Raw genomic sequence first — 25,745 nt, forward strand, 5'->3', positions numbered from 1 at the left:
CGCGGTTCGGGGTGGATTGACACCCCAGGCTACCGCCCGTGGACGCACCGCTTCATTGCCATTGTTGCCGCACGGTCTTCCGCGACGTGCCCGGCGGCCTCCGGAGGACGGCCTCCGGAGGCCGTCCCTCGGTGGCGACCGTCGAGAACATCTTCCTAAAGTGGGGCAATGCGTACCGAGGAGATCCTGGCTGCGATCGGGACGGGGCTGTGGAGCTGGGACAGCTCCGCGGGCACGGTCTCGCTCGACGCCGAGGCGGCCCGGCTGCTGGGACTGCCCGCCGAGCCCGTCGTACGCCCCGGCGACGAGGTGCGTCCCCGCTTCCACCCCGCCGACTGGAACGAGATCGACGGCGTGGTGAACTTCGCCGTCGCCGAGGACACCGTCGCCGAGGCGCGCCTGCGGATCGTGGACGAGCACGGCGTGGTGGTGCGGACGGTGCGAAGCCGGTCGAAGCCGGTCCCGGTCGACTCGCCCGGCCGCCACCAGTACGTACTGATGGGCATCCTCCAGGAGGTCGCACAGCCCCCGGACGCTTCGGCGGCGCAGACCCCTCTCACGGGCGACTGGCGACGTTCGCGCGAAGCGTTCCTGCTGGACGCCGGGCGGGCGCTGGCCGAGGCGGGGTCCACCGAGGAGGTGCTGCGGGTCGCCGGTTCACTCTCCATGCCCGGCTTCTCGCCCGACGGGCTCGCCGTCTTCGGGGTCTCGGGAGAACGGCTGACGGTCGTCGGGCACCACGGGCACAACGTCGGGGACGAGAAGCCGTTCACCGACATGCCCCTGCGGACGGACTATCCGGCCGCCGAGGTCGTACGCACCGGGCAGGCCATCTATCTGGCGTCGCCCGAGGAGTACCGGCAGCGCTTCCCGGCGACCTGGCCCCTCGCGCGTGACTTCGGCCGCCGCTCCTGGGCGTTCCTGCCGCTGATCTCGTCGGGAATCACCATGGGCGCCTGGATGGCCGGGTTCCGGCACAGCGTGGCCTTCTCGCCCGACGAGCGCTCCGTGCTGACGACGGTGGCCAGGATGCTCGCCCAGGCCCTGACCCGCGCCGGTGCCGCCGAGACCGAGCGTGAGCTGTCGCTGGGCCTCCAGAGGGCGATGAGACCGTCCCTGGGACCCGGGGTGCCCGGGCTGGCGGTCGCCGCCCGCTACATCCCGACGGGAGGCGGACTCCAGGTCGGCGGCGACTGGTACGACGCGATCCCGCTCCCCAACGGCCGTATCGCCCTCGTCATCGGCGACGTCCAGGGCCACGACGTGCGGGCGGCGGGCCTGATGGGCCAGCTGCGGATCGCGCTGCGCGCGTACGCCTCCGAGGGGCACCGGCCGGACGCCGTGCTCTCCCGCGCCTCCCGCTTCCTGTCGGGGCTGACGGAGACGTACGACCTGGCCGACGGCGAGGAGCCGTCCGACGCGACGCGCTTCGCGACCTGCCTCTACGCGGAGGCCGACCCCGAGACCGGGACCCTCGACGTCGCACGGGCGGGCCACCCCGACCCCGTGGTCGTCAGCGTCGACGGCACCGCGGTGATCCGGCAGACGGCCGGAGGGCTGCCCCTGGGCGTGGAGAAGGACGCCGACTACCCGACGACCCGCGTCGTCCTGGGGCCAGGCGAGACGATCATGCTGTGCACGGACGGGCTCATCGAGACCGGCGGACACGACATGGCCACGGGATGGACCAGGCTGAAGCCCGTCCTGGAGAAGCCCGCCGAGGATCTGGAGGAGCTCGCCGACGCCCTCGTACAGGCGGTGCACGGTCCGGGCTCGCACTACACGACCGGACCGCTGGTGGACCGCCGGGAGGACGACATCGCGGTGCTGCTGCTGCGCCGCGACGGACTGCGCACCCGCAGGACCCCGGGGCGGCGCTCGGCCATGACCATCGCCCAGGCGGAGCCCGAGCGCGTCGCGGCCGCCCGGCAGCAGCTGCGGGAGCTGCTGCACGACTGGGCGGACGCGGAGCAGGTCGACTCCGCGGAGCTGATGGTCTCCGAGATGTCCACGAACGTGCTCGTGCACACGGACGGGGACGCGCTGCTCGTGGCGGAGGTGACGGGTGAGCGGGGCGAGCGGCGGCTGCGCGTCGAGGTGGCCGACGCCAGCGACGAGCTGCCGCACAAGCGGCGGCCGGGGGAGATGGCGTCCAGCGGCCGGGGGCTGTTGCTGATGGAGATGCTCGCCGACGCGTGGGGGGTGGACCCGAGGGGCGAGGGGAAGTCGATCTGGTTCGAGCTGTACGAGTCGGCGGAGCCGAGCGTCTTCGCCGGCTCATGAACTCCCGGGAACAGCGGGCCCGTCGTCGCCGGCCCCGTACCCCTTGCGGAGTTCTCCGATCACCCCGAAGGCCGCGGCGCACAGAGGCACCGCCAGCAGCATGCCCAGCAGCCCCGCGACGCTCGCACCCGCGGTCAGCGCGATCATGATCATGGCGGGGTGCATCTGGACGGTCCGGCTCTGGATGACGGGCTGCAGCACATGGCCCTCCAGCACCTGCACGGCGAGCACCACCCCCAGCACCCAGAGCGCGATGACGAAGCCCCGGTCCGCGAGCGCGACGAGCACGGCGACGGCGCCGGAGAGGAACGCCCCCAGGTAGGGGATGTAGGCGCCGACGAACACCAGCGCACCGAGTCCGGCCGCACCCGGCACCCGCAGGATCAGCAGGCCCACCGTGATGCACAGCGCGTCGATCAGGGCGATGAAGGTGGTCCCGCGCATGAACCCCTCGACAGCCTCGAAGGCCCTGCGCCCCATGGCTTCCACGAGGTCACCCGTGCCGCGCGGGGCGATGCTGTGGGCGAGATTCGCGGCCCGGTCGGAGTCGCGGAGGAAGAAGAAGGTCAGCAGCAGCGCCAGCACGCTCGTGGCCACGAGCGACCCGATGAGGCTGATCCCGCTGAGCAGTCCGCCCGCCGCACTGGCGCCGAACTTTCCGACGAGGTTCTTGGCGTTGTCCGCGAGATCGTCCACATCGGCGACGCCCGCGATGTCGAAGTGGTCGATGACCCACTGCGCGGTGTCCTTCAGCGAGTCCACGATCTGGTCGCCGCTGTTGACGAGCGCGGTGACGACGATGTAGCCGGCGCCCCCGACCACCGCGACGAGCGCGGCGCAGGTGAGCCCGGCCGCCACGGACCGGTTCACCCTGTGGGCGGTCAGCCAGCGCTGGACGGGCCCGAGCAGCGCCGTGCCGAGCAGCGCCAGCAGGACGGGGGTGACGGCCGTCTTGAGTGCGACGCACAGCCAGATGGCCACCGCCGCGACACCGGCGGCCAGGAGCAGGACGCCGCACCAGGCGGCCGTCCGCCGCGCCACGTCGGGCAGGAGGGGCTTGCGGGTAGGCACCCTCCCACCCGATCACGGGCCGGGAGTGGTGTCCCTTCCCCAGGGGCGTACGGGTGACGCCGCCCGCCGGACGCCACGTCACACACGTCTGCCCGCCGGGAGAACGCGCCCCGCCGTCCGGGGATCCCCTGGACGCGTCGGTCCCGCACGGTGCGGGCCCGACGTGACGTCACCGCGGCCAACACCTCCGCAGAACGGCGCGGTTGCGCGGAACCGGCACCGCTCCGGCGCCGTACGCCCCTGCCGGGGCACGGACGGGGTGGTGATCCGCATCGGCGGCGCGGACGGCGTCCGCCACCTCGGCCACCGCCCCCGGAGGGACGGCTGCCGCTACGTGCGGCAGCCGTCCGCGCCGAAGCTCCGCTACATCCCGTGCACGGCGGGAACGGTGCCCGGCAGGCCCTTCTGGAAGTCCTCGAAGGCCTGCTTCAGCTCGTCCTGGGTGTTCATGACGAACGGTCCGTAGTGCGCCATGGGCTCACGGATCGGACGCCCGCCGAGCAGCACGACCTCCAGGTCCGGCGTGTGGCCGTCCTGCGCCTCGTCGGCGCGGACGGTCAGCGAGGACCCCTTGCCGAAGACGGCGGTCTGGCCGGTGTGGACGGGGCGGCGCTCCACACCGACACTGCCGCGCCCGGCGAGGACGTACGCGAGGCCGTTGAAGTCCTCGCGCCAGGGCAGTGTGACCTCGGCCCCCGGCCGGACCGTCGCGTGCACCATCGTGATCGGGGTGTGCGTGATGCCCGGGCCCTCGTGGCCGTCGAGCTCACCGGCGATGACGCGCAGCAGCGCGCCGCCGTCCGGGGAGGCGAGGAGCTGCACCTGACCGCCACGGATGTCCTGGTAGCGCGGCGCCATCATCTTGTCGGACTTGGGCAGGTTCACCCAGAGCTGGAGGCCGTGGAAGAGGCCGCCGGACATGACGAGGGCCTCGGGCGGCGTCTCGATGTGGAGAAGGCCGGAGCCGGCCGTCATCCACTGGGTGTCGCCGTTCTCGATGGAGCCACCGCCACCGTTGCTGTCCTGGTGGATGAAGCTTCCGTCGATGATGTACGTGACGGTCTCGAAGCCGCGGTGCGGGTGCCAGGGAGTCCCCTTCGGCTCGCCCGCGGCGTACTCCACCTCACCCATCTGGTCCATCATGATGAACGGGTCGAGGTGCCGGTAGTTGATCCCGGCGAAGGCGCGCCGCACCGGGAACCCCTCGCCCTCGAAACCGCTCGGTGCGGTCGTGACGGTCAGCACGGGACGGGCCACGGCCTCGGCCTGGACCGCGACCTTCGGCAGGGTCAACGGGTTTTCGACGGTCACTGCGGGCATGGGAGCCACCTCCGGGAGTCTTCTGATCCCAATTTAGTTGAACGGTGAACATCCCGCAAGGCGGCATCCATTCCCGGTGCCCCCGGACAGCAACGAGGGCCCGCACCGGACGGTGCGGGCCCTCGCGCAGCCTCGGGCGGCGGACGCTCCTCAGCCGTACATGCGGCGCATCGCGAAGTCCACCATCTGCTCGACCGCCTTGGCGTCGAAGACCATGCGGTGTTCGCCCTCCATGTCCAGGACGAAGCCGTAGCCGGTCGGGAGCAGGTCGATCACCTCGGCCCCGGTGATCACGAAGTACTTGGACTCCTTGCCCGCGTAGCTCCGCAGCTCCTTGAGCGTGGTGAACATGGGAATCACCGGCTGCTGGGTGTTGTGGAGGGCCAGGAAGCCGGGATTGTCACCGCGCGGGCAGTAGACCTTCGCCGTGGCGAAGATCTGCTGGAAGTCCTCCGCGGACAGCGAACCGGTCGTGAAGGCCCGTACCGCGTCGGCCAGGGACGGCGGCGAGGGCTCGGGGTACAACGGCTGCTCGCCGTAGCCGCCGCCCATCTGCTGCTGTGCACCCGGGTTCTGGTCGTAGCCATACATGCGGCAAAGAGTAATCGGACACATCTGTGCCTTGAGGGGTTGCGTCTTATTACTGACGGGTAGCATCATCGTGGGGGTCAGGTGATATACCCACGCCAGGCCGTCCGTCGCCCGAACCTCACTCCTCCACGGGGCGCTGCCGCGCCACTGCTATTGATTACGGAGCCTTCCCATGGGGCACTACAAGTCGAATCTCCGCGACATCGAGTTCAACCTCTTCGAGGTCCTCGGGCGCGACAAGCTGTACGGCACCGGTCCGTTCGCGGAGATGGACGTCGACACCGCGAAGAGCATCCTCGACGAGGTCACCCGCCTCGCGGAGAACGAGCTCGCCGACTCGTACGCCGACGCCGACCGCAACCCGCCGGTCTTCGACCCCGAGACCAACACCGCGCCGGTCCCGGCTTCCTTCAAGAAGTCGTACCAGGCGTTCATGGACTCCGAGTACTGGCGCCTGGGCCTCCCCGAGGAGATCGGCGGCACGACCTCCCCGCGCTCCCTGATCTGGGGCTACGCGGAGCTGCTGCTCGGCGCCAACCCGGCCGTCTGGATGTACTCCTCCGGCCCCGCCTTCGCCGGCATCCTCTTCGACGAGGGCAACGAGGCGCAGAAGAAGATCGCCGAGATCGCCGTCGAGAAGCAGTGGGGCTCGACCATGGTGCTGACCGAGCCGGACGCCGGTTCGGACGTCGGCGCCGGCCGCACCAAGGCGGTCGAGCAGGAGGACGGCTCCTGGCACATCGAGGGTGTGAAGCGCTTCATCACCTCGGGCGAGCACGACATGTCCGAGAACATCATCCACTACGTGCTGGCACGCCCCGAGGGTGCCGGACCGGGCACGAAGGGCCTCTCGCTCTTCATGGTCCCGAAGTTCCACTTCGACTGGACCACGGGCGAGCTCGCCGGGCGCAACGGCGTGTACGCGACGAACGTCGAGCACAAGATGGGCCTCAAGGCGTCGAACACCTGCGAGATGACCTTCGGCGACCAGCACCCCGCCAAGGGCTGGCTCATCGGCGACAAGCACGACGGCATCCGCCAGATGTTCCGCATCATCGAGTTCGCCCGCATGATGGTCGGCACGAAGGCCATCGCGGCCCTGTCCACGGGTTACCTCAACGCGCTGGAGTACGCCAAGGAGCGCGTCCAGGGCACCGACCTGTCGCAGTTCATGGACAAGACGGCCCCCAAGGTCACCATCACGCACCACCCCGACGTGCGCCGCTCCCTCATGACGCAGAAGGCGTACGCCGAGGGCATGCGCTCCCTCGTGCTGTACACCGCCTCGGTCCAGGACGCGATCCAGGCCGAGGAAGCCGCGGGCGGGGACGCCAAGGCGCTCAACGGCCTCAACGACCTGCTGCTCCCGATCGTGAAGGGCTACGGCTCCGAGAAGTCCTACGAGCAGCTCGCCCAGTCGCTCCAGACCTTCGGCGGCTCCGGCTACCTCCAGGAGTACCCGGTCGAGCAGTACATCCGCGACGCCAAGATCGACACCCTGTACGAGGGCACCACGGCGATCCAGGGCCAGGACTTCTTCTTCCGGAAGATCGTCCGCGACCAGGGCGCCTCGCTGAACGCCCTCTCCGAGGAGATCAAGAAGTTCCTCGCGGGCGCCCAGGGCGACGAGGAGCTGTCCGGCTCGCTGGACAACCTCGCCAAGGCCGCGGTGGACCTGGAGGCGATCGTCGGCACGATGATCACCGACCTCACCGCGACCGGCGAGGACGTCAAGAACATCTACAAGGTGGGCCTCAACACCACCCGCCTGCTGATGGCCTCCGGCGATGTCGTCGTCGGCTACCTGCTGCTCAAGGGCGCGGTCGTGGCCTCCGAGAAGCTGCGCAACGCTTCCGCCAAGGACGCGGCCTTCTACCAGGGCAAGATCGCCGCGGCGAAGTTCTTCGCCACGAACATCCTCCCGGGTGTCTCCGCGGAGCGCGCGCTGGCCGAGACCGTCGACAACTCGCTGATGGAGCTGGACGAGGCCGCTTTCTAGCCCCCTCGGCCCGACCACGACGAAGCCGCCGCCCGGATCCCTCCGGGCGGCGGCTTCGTCGTGGTCGTGGGCAACTTTCCGGACACGGACCGCGGGGGGCCGCCGCACACAGTGAATCGCCCCTGTCCGCCGTCGTTACAGTGAGGAACATGAGCTCTCCCCTCCGCTTCGACCGCGGGCACACCGACGATCTGATGGCCTTCCTGATGGCCGCGCCCTCCCCGTACCACGCCGTCGCCGCGGCCGCCGCGCGCCTGGAGAAGGCCGGATTCCGGCAGGTCGAGGAGACGGACGCGTGGGACGGCTCCGAGGGCGGGAAGTACGTCCTGCGGGGTGGTGCGATCGTGGCCTGGTACGTGCCGGAGGGCGCCGGCGCCCACACCCCGTTCCGCATCGTGGGGGCCCACACGGACTCCCCCAACCTGCGGGTCAAGCCGCTGCCCGACACGGGTGCCTACGGCTGGCGCCAGATCGCCGTCGAGATCTACGGCGGGACGCTCCTGAACACCTGGCTCGACCGGGACCTCGGTCTCGCCGGCCGCCTGTCCCTGCGCGACGGCACGCACCGGCTGATCGACATCGACCGGCCCCTGCTGAGGGTCCCCCAGCTGGCCGTGCACCTGGACCGGTCGGCCAACCCCGACGGTCTGAAGCTCGACCGCCAGAAGCACATGCAGCCGATCTGGGGGCTCGGTGAGGTCGAGGAGGGCGACCTCATCCGCTTCGTCGCCGAGGAGGCGGGCCTCGACCCCGCGGAGATCACCGGCTGGGACCTCATGCCGCACCCCGTCGAACCTCCGGCCTACCTGGGCCGGGACCGTGAGCTGCTCGCCGGCCCCCGCATGGACAACCTGCTCTCCGTGCACGCCGCGACGGCCGCACTCGCGGCCGTGAGCACGCAGCCGGACGCCGAGATCCCGTACATCCCCGTGCTGGCCGCCTTCGACCACGAGGAGAACGGCTCGCAGTCCGACACCGGTGCCGACGGCCCGCTGCTCGGCACGGTGCTGGAGCGCTCCGTGTTCGCCCGCGGCGGTTCGTTGGAGGACCGCGCCCGGGCCTTCGCCGGGACCGTCTGCCTCTCCTCGGACACCGGCCACGCCGTCCACCCCAACTACGCCGAGCGGCACGACCCGACGCACCACCCGGTGGCCAACGGCGGGCCGATCCTCAAGGTCAACGTCAACATGCGCTACGCGACCGACGGCGGCGGACGTGCCGTGTTCGCCGCCGCCTGCGAGAAGGCGGGCGTCCCCTGGCAGACGTTCGTCTCCAACAACTCGATGCCGTGCGGCACGACGATCGGCCCCATCACCGCGGCGCGGCACGGCATCCGGACCGTCGACATCGGTGTGGCGATCCTCTCGATGCACAGCGCACGCGAACTCTGCGGCGCCGACGACCCGTATCTCCTGGCCAACGCGCTCGCGGCGTTCCTCGCCGGCTGATCCCACCACCGTCCCAACCGCCCGCGCGGACATGGTTGTTGCCGGGCCGGGTACGCGACCCGTACACCGGCCCGGATTCACCGGGCCGTCGAGGAGGCGGAAATCATGGGACTCGGAGGATGCATTCTCCTGATAGGTGCCGGGGCGATTCTGGCGTTCGCGACCGACTGGGAGATGGATACCGTCAACGTCGACCTGGTCGGCTGGATCATGATGCTCGTCGGCCTCGTCGGGGTCTTCGTCTACGTGAGCATCGCGCGTCGCCGCCGCATGGTCGTGCCGCCCACCACCACCGTCGTATCGGAGGACGAGCGCCGCTACCGGTGATCTGACGGCGGGTCGGACTCCCGCCCGCGGGCCGTCCGTGACCGCGCGTCGGCCCGGCGTGGGCCCGATATTCTGGGTACCTGTCCGTGCCCCCGCCCGGGTGCGTCCTGCCCGGAAGGAATGCCGCTCGTGGAGTTCCGGCTGCTCGGCACGGTCTCCGTCGACACCCGCACCGGGCCACTGCCGCTCGGGCCCGCCAAGAGGCGCGGCCTGCTCGCCGCCCTGCTGTTGTCGGCCAACACCCCCGTGCCGGTCGCCCGGCTGACGGACTGCCTGTGGGGCGAGGCACCCCCGCGGCGCGCCCGTGGCGTCATCCAGGGGCACGTCTCACGCCTCCGCGCACTCCTGGCCGGCGCGGAGGCGGAGGCGTACGGGGTGGAGCTGCTCACACTCGACGACGCCTACGTGCTCCGTGTCCCGGAAACCCTGCTGGACTACCAGCGGTTCGAGGAACTGCTGATGCTGGCACGGCAGCAGCGCGGCGCCGACGACACCGTGCGCATGCTCGACGACGCCCTGTCCCTGTGGCAGGGACCCGCGCTCGGCGGAGCCTTCACCGAAGGGCCGCTCCAGGCCGCGGCACACACGCTGGAGGAGTCGCGGCTGGCGACCGTCGAGGAGCTGGCCCGGGCCTACGGGAATCTCGGCGAGCACCACCGGGCCGCATCCGTGCTGCGGTCGGAAGCGGTCGCGCACCCGATGCGGGAGTCGCTGGCGGCGGCCCTGATACTGGCGCTGTACCGGGCGGGACGCCAGTCGGAGGCCCTGGACTGGTTCCACCGCACGAGGCGGCTGCTCGCCGACGAGCTGGGCATCGACCCCGGACACGAGCTCGCCGACGCGTACGCGCTGATCCTGCGCGGCGATCCCCGGCCCGGCGCGTCCCCGGCAGGCGGCCCTGGTGCGGCCACGCGTGACCCGGAGCGGTCCGGGGGCGGTCCGGAGGTGCCCGGCACCACTGGGGCCCCGGCCCCCGGCCCCCGTATCGCCGCCGCGCACGGTCCCTCGCTGGTTCCGCACCCCACCGATCTGCTGCCCCGCGCCCCTCGTGGCTTCCACGGCCGCAACGCCGAGCTGGCGGCGCTCACCCGGGCGGCAGCGGGTGAGGCACCCGTCTGCCTGGTCACCGGCCCGGCGGGGGTGGGCAAGACGTCACTGGCCCTCCAGTGGGCGCACCACAACCCCGCCGCCTTCCCGGACGGGCGGCTCTTCGCCGATCTGCGCGGCTTCAGCGAGACGGGCGAACCCGCTCTCATCGACGTCCTGCGTGAGTTCCTGCTGGCCCTCGGCGTCGCACCACGCCGCGTCCCGGAGTCCGTGACCGCGGCGGCCGCGCTCTTCCGGTCCCTGACCGACCGGCGCCGGCTGCTCGTGGTCCTCGACAACGCCCGGGACTCCGCCACCGTCCGGCCCCTGCTCCCGGGCGGTAGCGACTGCGTCACCCTCGTCACCAGCCGCCACCGGCTGGAGGGCCTCATCGCCTCGGACGCCGCCCGGCCCGTCCCTCTCGACACCCTCGAACCCCAGGACGGTACGGCTCTGCTCGCCGGGGTGCTCGGTGAGGAGAGGATCCTCGCCGAGCCCGTGGCGGCCCTCCGGCTCGCCGAACTCTGTGGAGGGCTGCCACTCGCCCTGCGCGTCACGGCGGCCCGGCTGGCCGGACGCCCGCAGTGGACGCTCGCCGGTCTGGCCGACGAGCTGGCCGACGAGCGCAGCCGGCTGATGTTCCTCGACGTGGACGACACCGGTGTCTCTGCCGCTCTGCGGCTGACCGTCCAACAGCTCCCGGCGGACGCCGCGCGGCAGTTGGCCCGGCTCGGCCACCATCCCGGCGGCCACTTCGACCCGTACACCTGCGCCGCTCTCGCGGGGACCGATCCCGTCGCCGCCACGGCGGCCCTGGAGCGTCTCGGCTCCGCACACCTCGTCACCGAGACCGCGCCGGGACGCTGGGTGCTGCACGACCTGGTGCGCCTGTACGCCCGGGGCCTCGACCCGGCGTCCGGGCCCGAGGCGCTGGTCAGCGTCCTCGACCACTACGTCGCCACCGCACTCGCCGCCGCCGACACGGCCGAGCCCGGCGGTGAGCCCTGCTTCGTCCTGCCGGAGGACCATCACCGGCCCGCCGCCGTGAGGGACTTCGCCGACCGGACCGCGGCGATGCGCTGGCTGGCAGCCGAACGCGACGACCTGGCACGGGCGGCCGTGGCGGCCCGGAGCGCCCGCCTCCACGACCGGGCCTGGCGGATCATCCTGCTCCAGTGGCCGCAGGTGGTGTGGCGGGTGCGGGACAGCTGGGCGCCGCTGCTCGAGCTGGCGCTCGACTCCGCCCGCGCGGAGAGGGACCCGTACGCCGAGTCGAGGGTGCTGAATCTGCTGGGCTGGGTGCTGACCGAAGAGGGCAGAACCGCCGAGGCCCTCACCCTCCTGGAGCGCTCGCCGGGCCTTGCGCGGCGGGCCGGCGACCGGCTGGGCGAGGCGACGGCCCTGATCAACCTGGCCGTCGTCCAGGCCGGCCAGGGTGAGCTCGACAAGGCGCTGGAGGGCTGCTCCCGGGCCGTCGCGCTGGCGCGCGAGGAGAAGGACCGGCACACGGAGATGCTCGCCCTCCAGCACCTGGCCAGGATGCAGCTCGCCGCCTTCCGCCCCGGGGACGCACTCGAATCCGCGCACACGGCGCTGGCCCTGGGGCCCGAGCACGAGGAGGCGGCCCGCCGCTCCCTGCTGCTGGCCGTCGCCGGTGAGGCGCGGCTGGCGCTCGGCGAGGAGGAGGAAGGCGTCCAGCTGCTGGACAGGGCGGCCGAGGAAGCGGAACGCGCTGGTTACGACGAGGGCGCCGTACGGGCGCTGGAGGCCCTGCTGCGGGTGTCGGCGCGTGCGGAGTACCGGACACGGCACGCCCAGGCACTCGCCCGGCTCACCGACTCCGTCTGATCCGGCACCGCGCCGGCTCTGTTCGGGCCCTGTCCCCGGGCGGAGGCGATCCCGGAGGGCCGCGCGGGGCCGGAGGGAGAGACGTCAGCGGGACGGCAGCGGGACAGCAGCGGAACGTGAGCGGCGCACTCCAGACTCAGGGATGTCAGCAGCTCACCGGCGCTTCGGTCCCGACCGGCCGACCGCCTCGTCCTCACTCCGGGGGAGTCTCCATGCGTACCTTCCGCACCCGCACCACCGTCCTCGCCACCACGGCCACCGCCGTACTCGCCCTCTCCCTCACCGCCTGCGGTGACGACGGCACCGGCACGAAGTCCGCCGGCCCGGCGGGGAGCGGCTCCACGGCGGCGGCCGCCGGCGTGGAGCCCGCGCAGAACGCGGGCTCCTCGGAGAAGGACGGTGCGAAGCAGGACACCGGCGACGCGGCTACCGCGAAGACCACCGGCACCGCGAAGAACACCAGCACCGCGAAGACCGCGGGCGGCACGAAGACCGGCGGCGACGTGGCGGCCTGCACCACCAAGGGCCTGGCGATCAGCGCCGAGGTCCAGGACGGCCCGCCCTACACCCACATCGTCCTGACGGCGAAGAACACCTCGGGCCACAGCTGCCTGATGCAGGGCTTCCCCGAGATCCGGTTCCTGGAGAACGCCCGTGGCACCGTCCCGGCGGTCGACAGGAGCAAGCCCGCGGGCCCGGTCGTCCTCGCCGCCGGTGCTCCCGCGTACGCGGCCGTGAGGCTGTCGGACGGCGGTATGGACGAGGACGTCGAGACCGTGAAGGACTTCTCCGTGACGCTCCAGGGCAACGCCGGAATGGCCATCGTGAAGGCGCCCGGCGCCGAGGGCATCGCCGTGGACCCGGCGAAGTGGGCGACCGGCTACTGGACGCCCGAGCTGCGCAACGGCGCCGACGACTTCTGAGCCCGTCAGCCCTGCTCGTCCATCCCCGCCAGCACCAGCGGGAGCCTGGACGTCCCTGAGGCGGTGATGCTCACGGGGACACCCCAGTCCTGCTGGTGCACGTGGCAGGCCGGGTACTCGTTCGCCGGGTCGTCGTCGCAGGAAGCCGCCATCGCGGACACGTGCAGGACGCCCTCGGTGACCCCGTCCGCCAGGACCAGATCACGGCTCAGGTCCGTGCCCGGCCCCGATCCCCCGGCCAGCAGCTCCGGCGGGGTGGAGGAGACGAGCAGCCGGGTGGAGGGGCCGTACCGGGTGTCCAGCTTCTGACCGGCGGGGGCCTGGAAGACCACGTCCAGCCGCAGCGTGCCGGCCGCGACCTCGGTGGCCGCCCGCTGGGTGCGATGGGCACGGTCCGCGACCCGCACGGCCTCCTCGGGAAGCCTCAGCCGGGTCAGCCGGTGGCGTGCGGACTCGACGACGACCAGGTCGCCGTCCACCAGCACCGCGTCGCTGGGCTCCCGCAGGTCCGTGGCCAGTGTGGTGACCTCACCGCTCTCCGGGTCGTAGCGCCGCAGCGCGTGGTTGTAGGTGTCGCTCACGGCGACGGATCCGTCCGGCAGCGCGGTGACGCCCAGCGGGTGCTGGAGGAGTGCCTGCCCGGCGGGGCCGTCGCGGTGGCCGAAGTCGAAGAGGCCGGTACCGACGGCGGTGTGGACCGCGCCCTCCAGGTCCACGTAGCGCAGTGCGGAGGTCTCGGAGTCTGCGACCCAGAGCCGTTCGCCGGCCGCGGCCAGGCCGGACGGCTGCGCGAACCAGGCCTCGTCCGCGGGCCCGTCGACCAGGCCCTCGTTGGTCGTTCCCGCGGCGACCCGCACCGTGCCCTGCTCGGGGTCGTACGTCCACAGCTGGTGCACGCCGGCCATCGCGATCCACAGCCGGTCGCCGAACCAGGCGATGTCCCACGGCGACGACAGGTCCACCTCCGTGGCCGGCCCGCTGGTGGCGGAGCCCTGCCACCACTGCCGACCGGTCCCGGCGAGCGTCAACGTCACACCCGTCGCGAGGTCGAGCGCCCTGATCGCGTGGTTGACCGTGTCCGCGACGGCGATCCGGCCGTCGGGCAGGACGGCGAGGCCCTGCGGCTCGCTGAACCGGGCCTCCTGGCGGCCCCCGTCCGCGAATCCCCGCTCACCGGCGCCGAAGTGGCCCCGTACGGTCTCGCCGTCGGCGTCCAGCTCCACCAGGCGGTGCCGGGTGGTGTCCGAGACCAGGAACCCGCCGTCGGGCAGGGCGAGCGCCTTGCCCGGGAACCGCAGGTGCGTGGCGACCGGCTCCGGAGCGACGTACGGACCGTCGCCGCGACGCAGAGTGCCCTTCGCCGCGTGCTCGGACTCCAGCTCCTCGACCAGCTTCTCGATGGCGTGCGCGTGCCCCTCACCGGCGTGCTGCGCGACGACATAACCCTCGGGATCCACGACGACGAGCGTGGGCCAGGCCCGGACGGCGTACTGCTTCCAGGTGGCGAGTTCGGGGTCGTCCAGGACGGGGTGGTGCACCTCGTACCGCTCGACGGCGTCGACCACCGCCCGGTGCTCCGCCTCGTGCACGAACTTCGGCGAGTGCACACCGATGATCACCACGGTGTCGCGGTGCTTCTCCTCCAGCTCACGCAGCTCGTCGAGCACGTGCAGACAGTTCACGCAGCAGAATGTCCAAAAGTCCAGGATGACGATGCGTCCCCGCAGGTCAGCCAGGGTGTACTGCCGGTCGCCTGTATTGAGCCAGCCGCCCTTGCCGATCAGTTCGGGGGCGCGGACACGTGCACGTGCTGTCATGCCACCAGTCAACAGCACCGTGGCCTGCCCGCATTCCGGCAGAACGTCGGGGAACCTGTGATCCATGAGACTTCTCGTACGTGAGCGCGTGTTCGGCATCGGTGACGACTACTGGATCGAGGACGCGGACGGGCGGAAGCTCTTCCTCGTCGACGGCAAGGCCATGCGGCTCCGGGACACCTTCGAGCTGAAGGACACCGACGGCCGGGTGCTGGTGGAGATCCGCCAGAAGATGATCAGCCTCCGCGACACCATGCTCATCGAACGCGACGGCGACGAGCTCGCCAAGGTCAAACGGAAGCGGCTGTCACTGCTGCGCAACCACTACCGGGTGACCCTGGTGGACGGCACGGAGCTGGACGTCAGCGGCAAGATCCTGGACCGCGAGTTCGCCATCGACTACGACGGCGAGCTGCTCGCCCAGATCTCCCGGCGCTGGCTGACCGTCCGCGACACCTACGGCGTCGACATCGTGCGGGAGGACGCCGACGTGCCCCTGCTCCTCGCGGTGGCGGTGTGCGTGATCGTCCTGGCGGACAAGGAGAACGGCGAGGACTGAGGGACGAACGCGTCCCGGTGGCCCGGTTTCACGTGAAACCGGGCCACCGGGACGCGTCGTACGACCTCAGGCCAGGCGTCGCCGGGCGAGGCCCAGGCGGCGGTCCTTGAGGGCCGGGAACTGGTCGCGGGTGGCGGCGACCCTGGCCGGGTCGAACTCCACGGTGAGCACCTCTTCGTCCGCCCCGGCCTCGGCGAGCACCTCGCCCCACGGGTCGACGACGATGCTGCGGCCCGCCTGTTCGACCCCCCCGTGGGTGCCCGAGCACCCCACCGCCAGGACGTAGGCCTGGTTCTCGACGGCGCGGGCCTGCGCCAGCAGCGTCCAGTGCGAACGACGGCGCTCGGGCCAGCCGGCCGAGACGACCAGCGTTTCGGCCCCCGCGTCGACGAGGCCCCGGAACTGCTCGGGGAAGCGCAGGTCGTAGCAGGTCGCGAGGCCGAGCACGGTCTCCGGCAGGGCGACGGTGACGAGTTCCTCACCGGCCCCCATCAGCACGGCCTCGCCCTTGTCGAAGCCGAAACGGTGGATCTTGCGGTACGCGGCGGCCCTCTCACCCTCGGGCGAGAACACCAGCGACGTGTTGTAGAGGGCACCGTCCTCGGCGCGCTCGACGAAGGACCCGGCGTGCAGCCAGACACCGGCCTCGGCCGCCGCCTTCGCCATGATGTCGTGCGTGGGCCCCTGCAGTGGTTCGGCCTCATCGGCGAACACGGTGTAGGCGAAGGCGCCGACCGGCCAGAGCTCGGGGAGGACCACGAGGTCCGCACCTCGCTGGGACGCGACCAGCGAAGCCACGCGCTCTCTACGGGAATTGACCGATTCATCCGGGTTTATTGCGATCTGGATGAGGGAGGCGTGCACACTACCACCGTCCTGGCATGGGAGCCGTCAACGCGGGCCTACGATCGTCACACGAAAGCACTGCCGGGGTGCCTGCTCGCAGCGTAACTTAGCGAGCGAACCTCCCACGCAGCCCGCAGACAGCACCTCGGTGCCGGCCCACCCGTCGGCACTCCTGCTCTCCAGCCCATGCACCGCAGAACCGCACGAGGGGTCCCGTGACCGTCCATCCCAGCCTCCAGACCTATGCCGATGCCTGGACCCACTCCGTCGAGTCCATATCCGAGCTGGTCAAGCCGCTCGCCGAGGGGGAGTGGAACCGCCGGACACCCTGCCCGGGCTGGTCGGTGCGCGACGTCATCTCGCACGTCATCGGCATGGAATGCGAACAGCTCGGCGACCCCCGTCCGATCCACACGCTGCCTCGCGACCTGTACCACGTGCAGAACGACCAGCAGCGCTACATGGAGATGCAGGTCGACGTACGGCGCCACCACACCGCGCCGGAGATGACCTCGGAGCTGGAGTACACGCTGATCCGGCGCATGCGTCAGCTGCGCAACGAGTCGCGCTCCCCCGAGACCATGGTGCGGGCGCCGCTCGGCGCCGAGCAGACGCTGGAACTGGCACTGCGCATGCGGGCCTTCGACGTCTGGGTGCACGAGCAGGATCTGCGTGCGACTCTGGGGCAGCCCGGCAATCTGGATTCCCCCGGCGCCCTGATCGTCCGGGACACACTGCTGATCGGCCTGGCGAAGGTGGTCGCCAAGGACGCGGGCGCACCGGCCGGTTCGGCTGTCGTCCTCGACGTGCACGGCCCGCTGGAGTTCCTGCGGACGGTCAGGGTCGACGCCGAGGGCCGCGGCACGGTCGACGGTGCGCCGTCCCTGGGCCCCGCGGTGACCCTGTCGATGGACTGGGAGACGTACTACCGGCTCGCCTGCGGACGCGTCCGGGCGCAGGCCGTCGAGGACCGGATCAAGATCGACGGCGACCGGGACCTGGCGGCCGAGATCCTGCGCCACTTCGCCGTGACGCCGTAGCGCGACGACCGGGGCGCCCGTCCGGCGACGGACGGGGACGGGCGCCCCGCCGCACCGGGAGAAACGTCAGACGGGCACGTGTACGGCTTCCACCCGGCTGACGACGTGGTGGTCGCGTTCCCTGTGCGTGGCGCCTGCGTAGAGCCGCAGGATCTGCACGACGCCGAGGGCCTCCAGGACGAACACGGAGGCGAACGCGATGCGGTAGTTGTCGCCGGTCGCGTCCAGCAGGACACCGACCGCGAACAGCGTCGTCATCGAGGCGACGAATCCGCCCATGTTGACGATGCCGGAAGCGGTGCCCTGGCGTTCCGGCGGGTTGGCCGGCCGGCCGAAGTCGAAGCCGATCATCGAGGCCGGTCCGCAGGAGCCGAGCACCAGGCACAGGGTGACCAGCAGCCACATCGGCGCGTGGTCGCCGGGGTAGAAGATCGTGGACGCCCAGAGCAGCGCGGTCATCGCGACCGTGCCCAGGGCCAGGGGGGCGCGCGCCGCGTGGTGGCGGGCGATGACCTGCCCGTAGACGAGCCCGACCACCATGTTGGACAGCACCACCAGGGTGAGCAGCTCACCGGCCGTACCCCTGCTGAGCCCCTGCGCCTCGACCAGGAACGGCATGCCCCACAGCAGCAGGAAGACCATGGCGGGGAACTGCGTGGTGAAGTGCACCCACATGCCCAGGCGGGTACCGGGCTCCCGCCAGGAAGCCGCGATCTGCTTGCGCACGTACGCCGCTCCGGCGTGCTCGGCGGGGGGCGGCTCATGGCCCTCGGGGTGGTCCTTGAGGAAGAGCAGCAGCAGGACCAGCACCAGCACGCCCGCCAGCGAGCTGCCGACGAAGGTCGCGGTCCACCCGAACCCGTGCAGCGCGCGGGCGATGAAGAGGGTCGAGACGAGGTTGCCCGCCATCCCGAAGAGCGCGGCCACCTGCCCGATCAGCGGCCCGCGACGGGCCGGGAACCACCGGGCGCCGAGCCGCAGCACGCTGATGAACGTCATCGCGTCGCCACAGCCGAGCAGCGCGCGGGAGGCGAGCGCCATGCCGTACGAGGGGGAGAGCGCGAAGCCCAGCTGCCCCAGCGTGAAGAGCACCACGCCGATGGTGAGGACCCTCTTGGTGCCGAGCCGGTCGACCATCAGGCCCACGGGTATCTGCATACCGGCGTAGACGAGCAGTTGCAGGATGGAGAACGTCGACAGGGCCGAGGCGTTGACGTCGAACCGGTCGGCTGCGTCGAGTCCGGCGACGCCGAGGCTCGTCCGGAAGATGATCGCGACGAAGTAGACGGCGACTCCGATGCCCCAGACCCATGCGGCACGCCGGCCGCCGGGCGGGTCCCCGGGCAGGGAGAGGGTGGGGGCCGCGGAGGTCATCGGTCATCACCCCGGACCAGCACCCTGACGCGGCTGACGTGGCGCCGGACGACCTGCGCGGCGCCCTCGGCGTCCCCGGCCCTGATGGCTTCCAGCAGCTCAGCGTGCTCGGTGATGTTGGCGGCGATCCGGCCGGGGTGCGCCTCCATCACGGCGACACCCATCCGCAGCTGCCGGTCACGCAGCTGGTCGTAGAGACGCGAGAGGATCTCGTTGCCCGCGTTCTTCACGATCTCGGCGTGGAAGCAGCGGTCCTTGACGGACACCGCGGCCAGATCGCCCGCCTCGGCGAGCTCCCGCTGCTCCTCCAGGAGCTGTTCGAGGCGTGAGATCAGCTGTGCCGGTGCGGGCACGGCCTTGCGTGCGGCGAACTCCTCCACGAGCAGCCGCGTCTCCACCACGTCGGCGATCTCCTGCGCGGAGACCGCGAGCACCAGCGCGCCCTTCTTCGGGTAGAGCTTGATCAGCCCTTCGACCTCGAGCCGCAGCAGCGCTTCCCGCACCGGGGTCCGGGATACGCCCACGGCCTCGGCCAGGTCGCCCTCGGTGAGGAACGTGCCGCCCTCGTACCGGCGGTCGAGGACCGCTTCCTTGATGTGGGTGTAGACACGCTCGGCCGCGGGCGGCGGCTTCGGATCGACCTTGCGGGTGGTGGGTGAGGTGGTGGGTGCGACGGGCATGCACACAGCATAGATACAAGATGAGTACGTCCGCTCGCTCGTCCGCGATCCGGACCGGGTGCGCGATGCGGGCCCCACCGGAATCCGGACCGGGTGTGCCCACAGCACCACGCGCCCGGTGTGCGCGCCGTTCGGCACCCCCGCCGCACCCCGGCACCGCAGCGCTTCATATGATCCGTCCGCCCCGCAACGATTCACCCGTGCGGGAGCACATCCATCCGGCCTCCTCGCGAGTCTCACCACCGAGCGGCACCCTCATGTAGCCGCATTTCGGGTGTATTTGGAGCGTTCGACTTGAAAATCGGCCTTAAGGCACTTAACCGCGCCAGCGTTGCCGCCACCGTCAGCCTCACCGCGGGTGCGGTCCTCGCGGGCAGCGCGTTCGCCTCCACGGCGCAGGCAGCGACACCCCCGACGCCCACGATCACCGCCAAGGGCGGCTTCGTGATGAACAACGGCACCGCGAAGACGCTCTACGGAAAAGCCGCGGACACCCGCCGCTCCACCGGCTCCACGACGAAGATCATGACCGCCAAGGTGGTGCTGGCGCAGAAGAACCTGAACCTCGACGCCAAGGTCACCGTCCAGAAGGCGTACAGCGACTACATCGTCTCGAAGACCGCCTCGTCCGCCCGGCTGATCGTCGGCGACAAGGTCACGGTGCGTCAGCTCCTGTACGGCCTGATGCTGCCGTCGGGCTGCGACGCCGCGTACGCACTGGCCGACAAGTTCGGCTCCGGTTCCACGCGCGCGGCCCGGGTGAAGTCCTTCATCGGCAAGATGAACGCCTCCGCGAAGGACATGGGGCTGAAGAACACGCACTTCGACTCGTTCGACGGCATCGGCAGCGGCTCGAACTACTCCACGCCGCGCGACCTCACGAAGATCGCCAGTAGCGCGATGAAGAGCTCGACGTTCCGCACGATCGTGAAGACGAAGTCGACGAAGCAGAAGGTCACCACCAAGTCCGGCGGCTACCGCTACATGTCGTGGTCCAACACCAACGCCATGCTGGGCAGCTACACAGGCATGATCGGTGTGAAGACCGGATCGGGCCCGTCGGCCAAGTACTGCCTGGTCTTCGCCGCGACCCGCAGCGGCAAGACGGTCATCGGGACCGTTCTCACCTCGTCGTCCGCGACCACCAGGACGGCCGACGCGAAGAAGCTCCTGGACTACGGCTTCAAGAAGTAGCCCACCCGCACGCGCCCGGAGCGCGTGGGGGAACGAGCGACGAGCATGCGAAGAGGGGCCTGGCCGCATTGCGCGGCCGGGCCCCTCTTCTCTGCTGCCCATGGGCGGGCCAGACCTCAGCCCCAGGTGATCAGGCGCTTCGGCTGCTCCAGGATCGCCGCGACGTCCGCGAGCACCTTCGAGCCGAGCTCGCCGTCGACCAGCCGGTGGTCGAAGGAGAGTGCCAGCGTGGTCACCTGACGGGGCTTCACCTTGCCCTTGTGGACCCACGGCTGGAGCTTGATCGTCCCGACCGCGAGGATCGCGGACTCGCCCGGGTTGAGGATCGGCGTACCCGTGTCGACTCCGAAGACGCCGACGTTCGTGATGGTCACCGTGCCGCCCGCCATGGCAGCGGGGGACGTCCTGCCCTCGCGCGCCGTGGAGACCAGCTCGCCCAGTGCCGCCGCCAGCTCCGGCAGGGCCTTGTCGTGCGCGTCCTTGATGTTCGGCACGATCAGACCGCGCGGGGTGGCGGCCGCGATACCCAGGTTGACGTAGTGCTTCTGCACGATCTCCTGGTTGGCCTCGTCCCAGGCTGCGTTGACCCCCGGGTTGCGCTTGATCGCGACCAGGAGCGCCTTGGCGATGATCAGGAGCGGATTGACCCGGACTCCCGCCATGTCCTTGTCTTCCTTGAGCTCCGCCACCAGCTTCATCGTGCGCGTCACGTCGACGGTCACGAACTCGGTGACGTGCGGCGCGGTGAAGGCGCTGCCGACCATGGCCTGCGCGATGGCCTTGCGCACACCCTTGACCGGGATGCGGGTCTCCCGGCCCGCCGGGGCCTGCGGAACCACTCCCGGTGCGGGGGCCTCGGCGCTCGCCCCGTCAGGTGCGGGGGCGGCCTCGGCGGGAGCCGGCGCGGCGGCCGCGTGCACGTCCTCGCGGGTGATGACACCGCCCTCGCCGGTCGGAATCACCGTGGCCAGGTCGATGCCCAGGTCCTTCGCCAGCTTGCGCACCGGCGGCTTGGCGAGCGGACGGCTCTCCGCGGCCTTCGCGCCGTGGCCGTTGATCTCGGCCTGGACCGCGGCGGCGGCGGGACCGGGGATCTCGGCGCCCCTGCGGGCACGCCGCTTGGTGGAGGACTCGGCCACGCCATAGCCGACGAGCACCGGCTGGCGGCCCTTGGGCGCCTCCGGCTCGGCCTCCTCGACGGGCTGCTGGACGACCGCCGGGGCGGTCTCGGCGGCCGGCGCGTCGTCAGTGCCCGGTGCCACGTCCACCGCGATGATCACCTCGCCGACGTCGACGGTCGTGCCCTCGGGGAAGCGCAGCTCGTGCACCACCCCGTCGAACGGGATCGGCAGCTCCACGGCGGCCTTGGCCGTCTCGACCTCGCACACGACCTGGCCGTCGGTGACGGTGTCGCCGGGCTGGACGAACCACTTGAGGATCTCCGCCTCGGTCAGCCCTTCGCCCACGTCGGGCATCTTGAACTCACGGAAACGAGCAGACGTTTCGGTCATCGTCGTCACGACCCTCTCCTCAGTACGCCAGCGAGCGGTCGACGGCGTCGAGCACCCGGTCGAGACCCGGAAGGTACTCGTCCTCGAGCCTGGCCGGCGGGTAGGGGGCGTGATAGCCGCCGACCCTCAGCACCGGCGCTTCGAGATGGTAGAAGCAGCGCTCCGTGATCCGGGCCGCGATCTCGGCCCCCGAGCCGTAGAACACGGGCGCCTCGTGGACCACCACGAGCCGGCCCGTCTTCTCGACCGACGCCTGCACGGCGTCGAAGTCGATCGGGGACATCGACCGCAGGTCCAGGACCTCGATCGACTTGCCCTCCTCCTGCGCCGCGGCGGCGGCCTCCAGACAGACCTTCACCATCGGGCCGTACGCGACCAGCGTGAGGTCGCCGCCCTCACGGGCCACGGCGGCCTTGTGGAGCGGGCCGGGGATGGACTCGGTGTCGAGCTCCCCCTTGTCCCAGTAACGCCGCTTGGGCTCGAAGAAGATGATCGGATCGTCGCTCTGGACGGCCTGCTGCATCATCCAGTAGGCATCGCTCGCGTTGGACGGCGAGACGACCTTCAGGCCGGCCACGTGCGCGAACAGCGCCTCGGGCGACTCGCTGTGGTGCTCGACGGCACCGATGCCGCCGCCGTACGGGATCCGGACGACGACCGGCAGTTTGATCTTGCCGAGCGAACGGGCGTGCATCTTGGCGAGCTGCGTGACGATCTGGTCGTACGCGGGGAAGACGAAGCCGTCGAACTGGATCTCGACCACCGGGCGGTAGCCGCGCAGGGCGAGGCCGATCGCCGTGCCGACGATGCCGGACTCGGCGAGCGGGGTGTCGATGACCCGGTCCTCGCCGAAGTCCTTCTGCAGCCCGTCCGTGATCCGGAAGACCCCGCCGAGCTTGCCGACGTCCTCACCCATGATCAGGACCTTGGGGTCGGTCTCCAGAGCCTTGCGCAGCGACTCGTTGAGCGCCTTCGCGATGGACATCTTCTCAGCGGCCATGGCTAGTTGCCCTCCTCGGCGAACGATGCCTGGTAGGCGGCGAACTGGGCGCGCTCCTCGTCGACGAGCGGATTGCCGTCGGCGTAGGCGTGGTCGAAGATCGCCAGCCGGTCCGGTTCGGGCATGGCCCGCACGACTTCACGCACCCGCTTGCCGAGGGTCTCGCTCTCCTCCTCCAGCGCGGTGAAGTACGCCGCGTCGGCGAGGCCCTGCTTCTCCAGATAGGCGCGCAGCCGCAGGATCGGGTCCTTGGCCTCCCAGGCGGCCCGCTCCTCGTCGGCCCGGTACTTGGTCGGGTCGTCCGAGGTGGTGTGGGCACCCATCCGGTACGTGAACGCCTCGACGAGGGTGGGCCCCTCGCCCCGGCGCGCACGCTCCAGTGCCGACCTGGTGACGGCCAGGCAGGCAAGTACGTCGTTGCCGTCGACCCTGACGCCTGGGAAACCGAAGCCCTGTGCGCGCTGGTAGAGCGGCACACGCGTCTGCTTCTCGGTCGGCTCGGAGATCGCCCACTGGTTGTTCTGGCAGAAGAAGACGACGGGGGCGTTGTAGACGGCGGAGAAGGTGAACGCCTCGGCGACATCGCCCTGGCTGGAGGCACCGTCACCGAAGTACGCGATCACGGCGGAGTCCGCGCCGTCCTTGGCGACGCCCATGGCGTAGCCGGTGGCGTGCAGCGTCTGCGATCCGATGACGATCGTGTACAGGTGGAAGTTGTTGGTGTTCGGGTCCCAGCCACCGTGGTTCACACCGCGGAACATCCCGAGCAGATTGGTCGGGTCGACACCCCGGCACCAGGCGACGCCGTGCTCCCGGTAGGTCGGGAAGACGTAGTCGTCGTCGCGCAGCGCCCGGCCGGAGCCGATCTGCGCGGCCTCCTGGCCCAGCAGCGAGGCCCAGAGGCCCAGCTCGCCCTGGCGCTGCAGCGCCGTGGCCTCGGCGTCGAAGCGCCGGGTCAGGACCATGTCCCGGTAGAGGCCGCGGAGCTCGTCCGGGCTCAGGTCGATCTCGAAGTCCGGGTGCTCGACGCGCTCGCCCTCGGGCGTCAGCAGCTGTACCAGCTCGGGGCCGGAACCCTCCTGCGTCTTCGCGGGCGTCTTCGCGGCGCTGGTCCGCTTGCTGCTGCGTCGCGGTTTGCGCGCGGCAGTGCTCTCCACGGTCACGTGCGTGCTCCTCCGTCGGTCCGGCCCCCGGGATGGCCGGGAAGCCAGTGCGGCTCGCCTGTGTCCGGACCCGTGCACGGGGTGGGTGCCGCTCGGCCGGGAACAGGCGTGACAGGTGCCCCGGCGAGCGTCCTGTCATAAGCACGTTACCCAGTGCATCGCACAACTGCGAAACACCTTGTGACCTGCAATTTTGCTTGGATTTCCAAGTAAATCGCGAAAAACGCGAACTCCCGCTGGTCACAGCACTGGTAACAGCCTGGCAGGCGGCCGGAACAACGGCACGTTATCCCGGCCGGCAGCCGCAGGGAAGGGCAGAGGACCAGGGAGTGTGTGAGACTGCGAATGTGCGCGAAGAAGGAAAAATCACGGTATTCCTACTCGATGATCACGAAGTCGTCCGGCGTGGGGTTCACGAACTGCTGGCCGCGGAGGAGGGCATCGAGGTCGTCGGCGAGGCCGGCACCGCCGCGGACGCGCTCGCACGGATCCCGGCGACCAGGCCCGACGTCGCCGTCCTTGACGTGCGGCTGCCGGACGGCAGCGGGGTGGAGGTCTGCCGCGAGGTCCGTTCCCGGGACGAGAGCATCAAGTGCCTGATGCTCACTTCGTACGCCGATGACGAGGCCCTCTTCGACGCGATCATGGCGGGCGCCTCGGGCTACGTACTGAAGGCCATCCGCGGCAACGAGCTGCTCAGCGCGGTGCGCGACGTGGCGGCCGGCAAATCCCTGCTGGACCCCGCAGCCACCGCCCGCGTGCTGGAACGGCTGCGCGAGGGCAAGGACGGCAAGTCCGACGACCGGCTCTCGGGGCTGACCGACCAGGAGCGCAGGATCCTCGATCTGATCGGCGAGGGGCTGACCAACCGGGTGATCGGTGAGCGGCTGCACCTCGCCGAGAAGACCATCAAGAACTACGTCTCCAGCCTGCTCTCCAAGCTGGGCATGGAACGGCGCTCCCAGGCGGCCGCGTACGTGGCGAGACTCCAGGCCGAGAAGCGCTGAGCGGGCGGGGCGGGCCCCGGGTCCGCCCGACGGCGGCCCCGGGGGACTTAGGTCCTGACCCGCCGGGGGCTGCGGACCCTTACACCGCCCCTACCCGTGCCGGAGAGTGGTGGCATGTTTTCTTCCCGCCCCTCCGACACCGGAACCGCGACGGGGTCCGGCTCCTCCGGCCCTTCGGGTCCTGCGGGTTCTCCCGGTTCCGTCACGGACAGGCTCCGCGCCGTCGAGCTGCTCGGCAGCGTCCGGTACGGCCGCATGGCCATGAGCATGCGAGCCCTGCCGTTCCTGGCGGTGGCCCGGCACCTGGTGATCGAGGGCCGGGTCGTCCTGCGGATGCACAGGGGGCTCGGCTTCCACGAGTCCTGCGACGGGAGCGTCGTCGCCTACGGGGCGGACAACTTCAGCACCCCCGCGTCAGGGGGCGTGGAAGACCTCTGGTCGGTGCAGTTCACCGGTCCGGTCGAGATCGTGCATCCGGCCCCCGACCACCGGGAACGCTTCGGAACCGGCCCGGCTGAGGTGAACGGCGAACACTTCGACCCCGTGTATCTGAGGCTCGATCCACGCATCGCCCATATGCACACTCTGGCCTTCGACGCAAGCCCGTAAGGGCAGACACGTAGCGTCACCTAACATGTGGCGAGTGCTGCGCTCATCT

General features: G+C 70.8%; 21 protein-coding genes. 11 read left to right on the forward strand and 10 right to left on the reverse strand.

Features of this window, described 5'->3' with window-relative positions:
- The first annotated feature begins 168 nt into the window (after positions 1-168).
- Positions 169-2,283 (forward strand): ATP-binding SpoIIE family protein phosphatase, encoded by a 2,115-nt coding sequence (locus JOC24_RS05990; RefSeq protein WP_205019054.1) that lies wholly within the window; start codon positions 169-171, stop codon positions 2,281-2,283.
- On the opposite strand, the gene JOC24_RS05995 is transcribed toward JOC24_RS05990, so the two are convergent.
- The 3 genes from JOC24_RS05995 to JOC24_RS06005 form a co-directional block, all read right to left on the reverse strand.
- Positions 2,278-3,354, reverse strand: coding sequence for an AI-2E family transporter (locus JOC24_RS05995; protein ID WP_205019055.1), 1,077 nt, complete (start codon positions 3,352-3,354; stop codon positions 2,278-2,280). The genes JOC24_RS05990 and JOC24_RS05995 overlap by 6 nt on opposite strands.
- A 363-nt stretch (positions 3,355-3,717) precedes the next feature.
- Positions 3,718-4,674 (reverse strand): pirin family protein, encoded by a 957-nt coding sequence (locus tag JOC24_RS06000; RefSeq protein WP_205019056.1) that lies wholly within the window; start codon positions 4,672-4,674, stop codon positions 3,718-3,720.
- A 150-nt stretch (positions 4,675-4,824) separates the two neighbouring features.
- Positions 4,825-5,265, reverse strand: coding sequence for an SseB family protein (locus JOC24_RS06005; protein WP_205019057.1), 441 nt, complete (start codon positions 5,263-5,265; stop codon positions 4,825-4,827).
- Positions 5,266-5,437: 172 nt separating this feature from the next.
- On the opposite strand from JOC24_RS06005, the gene JOC24_RS06010 reads away from it, so the two are divergent.
- From JOC24_RS06010 to JOC24_RS06030, 5 genes are all read left to right on the forward strand, one after another.
- Entirely contained in the window at positions 5,438-7,264 is a 1,827-nt protein-coding gene (locus JOC24_RS06010; RefSeq protein WP_205019058.1) for an acyl-CoA dehydrogenase, read from the forward strand.
- A 149-nt stretch (positions 7,265-7,413) separates the two neighbouring features.
- Positions 7,414-8,712, forward strand: a complete 1,299-nt coding sequence (locus tag JOC24_RS06015) for a M18 family aminopeptidase (RefSeq protein ID WP_205019059.1) — start codon at positions 7,414-7,416, stop codon at positions 8,710-8,712.
- Between the two features lie 105 nt (positions 8,713-8,817).
- Positions 8,818-9,039 (forward strand): DUF6458 family protein, encoded by a 222-nt coding sequence (locus JOC24_RS06020; protein WP_099173346.1) that lies wholly within the window; start codon positions 8,818-8,820, stop codon positions 9,037-9,039.
- 129 nt (positions 9,040-9,168) lie between these two features.
- A complete protein-coding gene (locus JOC24_RS06025) occupies positions 9,169-11,973 on the forward strand; it encodes an AfsR/SARP family transcriptional regulator (protein WP_205019060.1) in 2,805 nt (934 codons plus the stop codon).
- 212 nt (positions 11,974-12,185) lie between these two features.
- Positions 12,186-12,896, forward strand: a complete 711-nt coding sequence (locus JOC24_RS06030) for a DUF4232 domain-containing protein (protein WP_205019061.1) — start codon at positions 12,186-12,188, stop codon at positions 12,894-12,896.
- Between the two features lie 5 nt (positions 12,897-12,901).
- Here JOC24_RS06030 and JOC24_RS06035 read toward each other — a convergent pair whose 3' ends face one another.
- Positions 12,902-14,713: an NHL domain-containing thioredoxin family protein gene (locus tag JOC24_RS06035; protein ID WP_205019062.1), complete on the reverse strand. Its 1,812-nt coding sequence runs from the start codon at positions 14,711-14,713 to the stop codon at positions 12,902-12,904.
- Between the two features lie 64 nt (positions 14,714-14,777).
- Between JOC24_RS06035 and JOC24_RS06040 the strand changes: the two genes are divergently transcribed.
- Entirely contained in the window at positions 14,778-15,272 is a 495-nt protein-coding gene (locus JOC24_RS06040; RefSeq protein ID WP_205019063.1) for an LURP-one-related/scramblase family protein, read from the forward strand.
- Positions 15,273-15,338: 66 nt separating this feature from the next.
- Here the strand turns inward: JOC24_RS06040 and JOC24_RS06045 are convergent, their stop codons facing one another.
- Positions 15,339-16,136: a carbon-nitrogen family hydrolase gene (locus JOC24_RS06045; protein ID WP_205019064.1), complete on the reverse strand. Its 798-nt coding sequence runs from the start codon at positions 16,134-16,136 to the stop codon at positions 15,339-15,341.
- A gap of 197 nt (positions 16,137-16,333) precedes the next feature.
- Between JOC24_RS06045 and JOC24_RS06050 the strand changes: the two genes are divergently transcribed.
- A complete protein-coding gene (locus JOC24_RS06050; protein WP_205019065.1) occupies positions 16,334-17,158 on the forward strand; it encodes a maleylpyruvate isomerase family mycothiol-dependent enzyme in 825 nt (274 codons plus the stop codon).
- Between the two features lie 66 nt (positions 17,159-17,224).
- Here JOC24_RS06050 and JOC24_RS06055 read toward each other — a convergent pair whose 3' ends face one another.
- Complete coding sequence (locus JOC24_RS06055; protein ID WP_205019066.1) at positions 17,225-18,532, reverse strand: MFS transporter; 1,308 nt, start codon at positions 18,530-18,532, stop codon at positions 17,225-17,227.
- On the reverse strand, positions 18,529-19,212 hold the full coding sequence (locus JOC24_RS06060; protein WP_205019067.1) for a GntR family transcriptional regulator: 684 nt from the start codon (positions 19,210-19,212) through the stop codon (positions 18,529-18,531). The genes JOC24_RS06055 and JOC24_RS06060 overlap by 4 nt, the downstream gene beginning before the upstream one ends.
- Positions 19,213-19,506: 294 nt before the next feature.
- Here JOC24_RS06060 and JOC24_RS06065 point away from each other — a divergent pair, with 294 nt between their 5' ends.
- Entirely contained in the window at positions 19,507-20,406 is a 900-nt protein-coding gene (locus JOC24_RS06065; protein WP_205019068.1) for a D-alanyl-D-alanine carboxypeptidase family protein, read from the forward strand.
- A 116-nt stretch (positions 20,407-20,522) separates the two neighbouring features.
- Here the strand turns inward: JOC24_RS06065 and JOC24_RS06070 are convergent, their stop codons facing one another.
- Genes JOC24_RS06070 through pdhA form a run of 3 tightly spaced genes read right to left on the reverse strand, consistent with a single transcriptional unit; the run spans position 20,523 to position 24,080 of the window.
- A complete protein-coding gene (locus JOC24_RS06070) occupies positions 20,523-21,926 on the reverse strand; it encodes a dihydrolipoamide acetyltransferase family protein (RefSeq protein ID WP_205019069.1) in 1,404 nt (467 codons plus the stop codon).
- A gap of 10 nt (positions 21,927-21,936) precedes the next feature.
- Positions 21,937-22,917 carry an alpha-ketoacid dehydrogenase subunit beta gene (locus tag JOC24_RS06075; RefSeq protein WP_205019070.1) on the reverse strand — a complete coding sequence of 327 codons (981 nt, stop codon included), beginning with the start codon at positions 22,915-22,917 and terminating at the stop codon, positions 21,937-21,939.
- A gap of 2 nt (positions 22,918-22,919) precedes the next feature.
- Positions 22,920-24,080, reverse strand: a complete 1,161-nt coding sequence (gene pdhA, locus JOC24_RS06080; RefSeq protein ID WP_205019071.1) for a pyruvate dehydrogenase (acetyl-transferring) E1 component subunit alpha — start codon at positions 24,078-24,080, stop codon at positions 22,920-22,922.
- Between the two features lie 347 nt (positions 24,081-24,427).
- On the opposite strand from pdhA, the gene JOC24_RS06085 reads away from it, so the two are divergent.
- Together JOC24_RS06085 and JOC24_RS06090 are read left to right on the forward strand one after the other, a co-directional pair.
- The gene (locus JOC24_RS06085) at positions 24,428-25,087 is read left to right on the forward strand and encodes a response regulator (protein WP_205019072.1); all 660 of its coding nucleotides are present in this window, start codon (positions 24,428-24,430) and stop codon (positions 25,085-25,087) included.
- Positions 25,088-25,201: 114 nt separating this feature from the next.
- Positions 25,202-25,696: a pyridoxamine 5'-phosphate oxidase family protein gene (locus JOC24_RS06090; RefSeq protein ID WP_205019073.1), complete on the forward strand. Its 495-nt coding sequence runs from the start codon at positions 25,202-25,204 to the stop codon at positions 25,694-25,696.
- Positions 25,697-25,745 lie beyond the last annotated feature (49 nt).

Source organism: Streptomyces sp. HB132, assembly GCF_016909575.1.
Classification (GTDB): domain Bacteria; phylum Actinomycetota; class Actinomycetes; order Streptomycetales; family Streptomycetaceae; genus Streptomyces.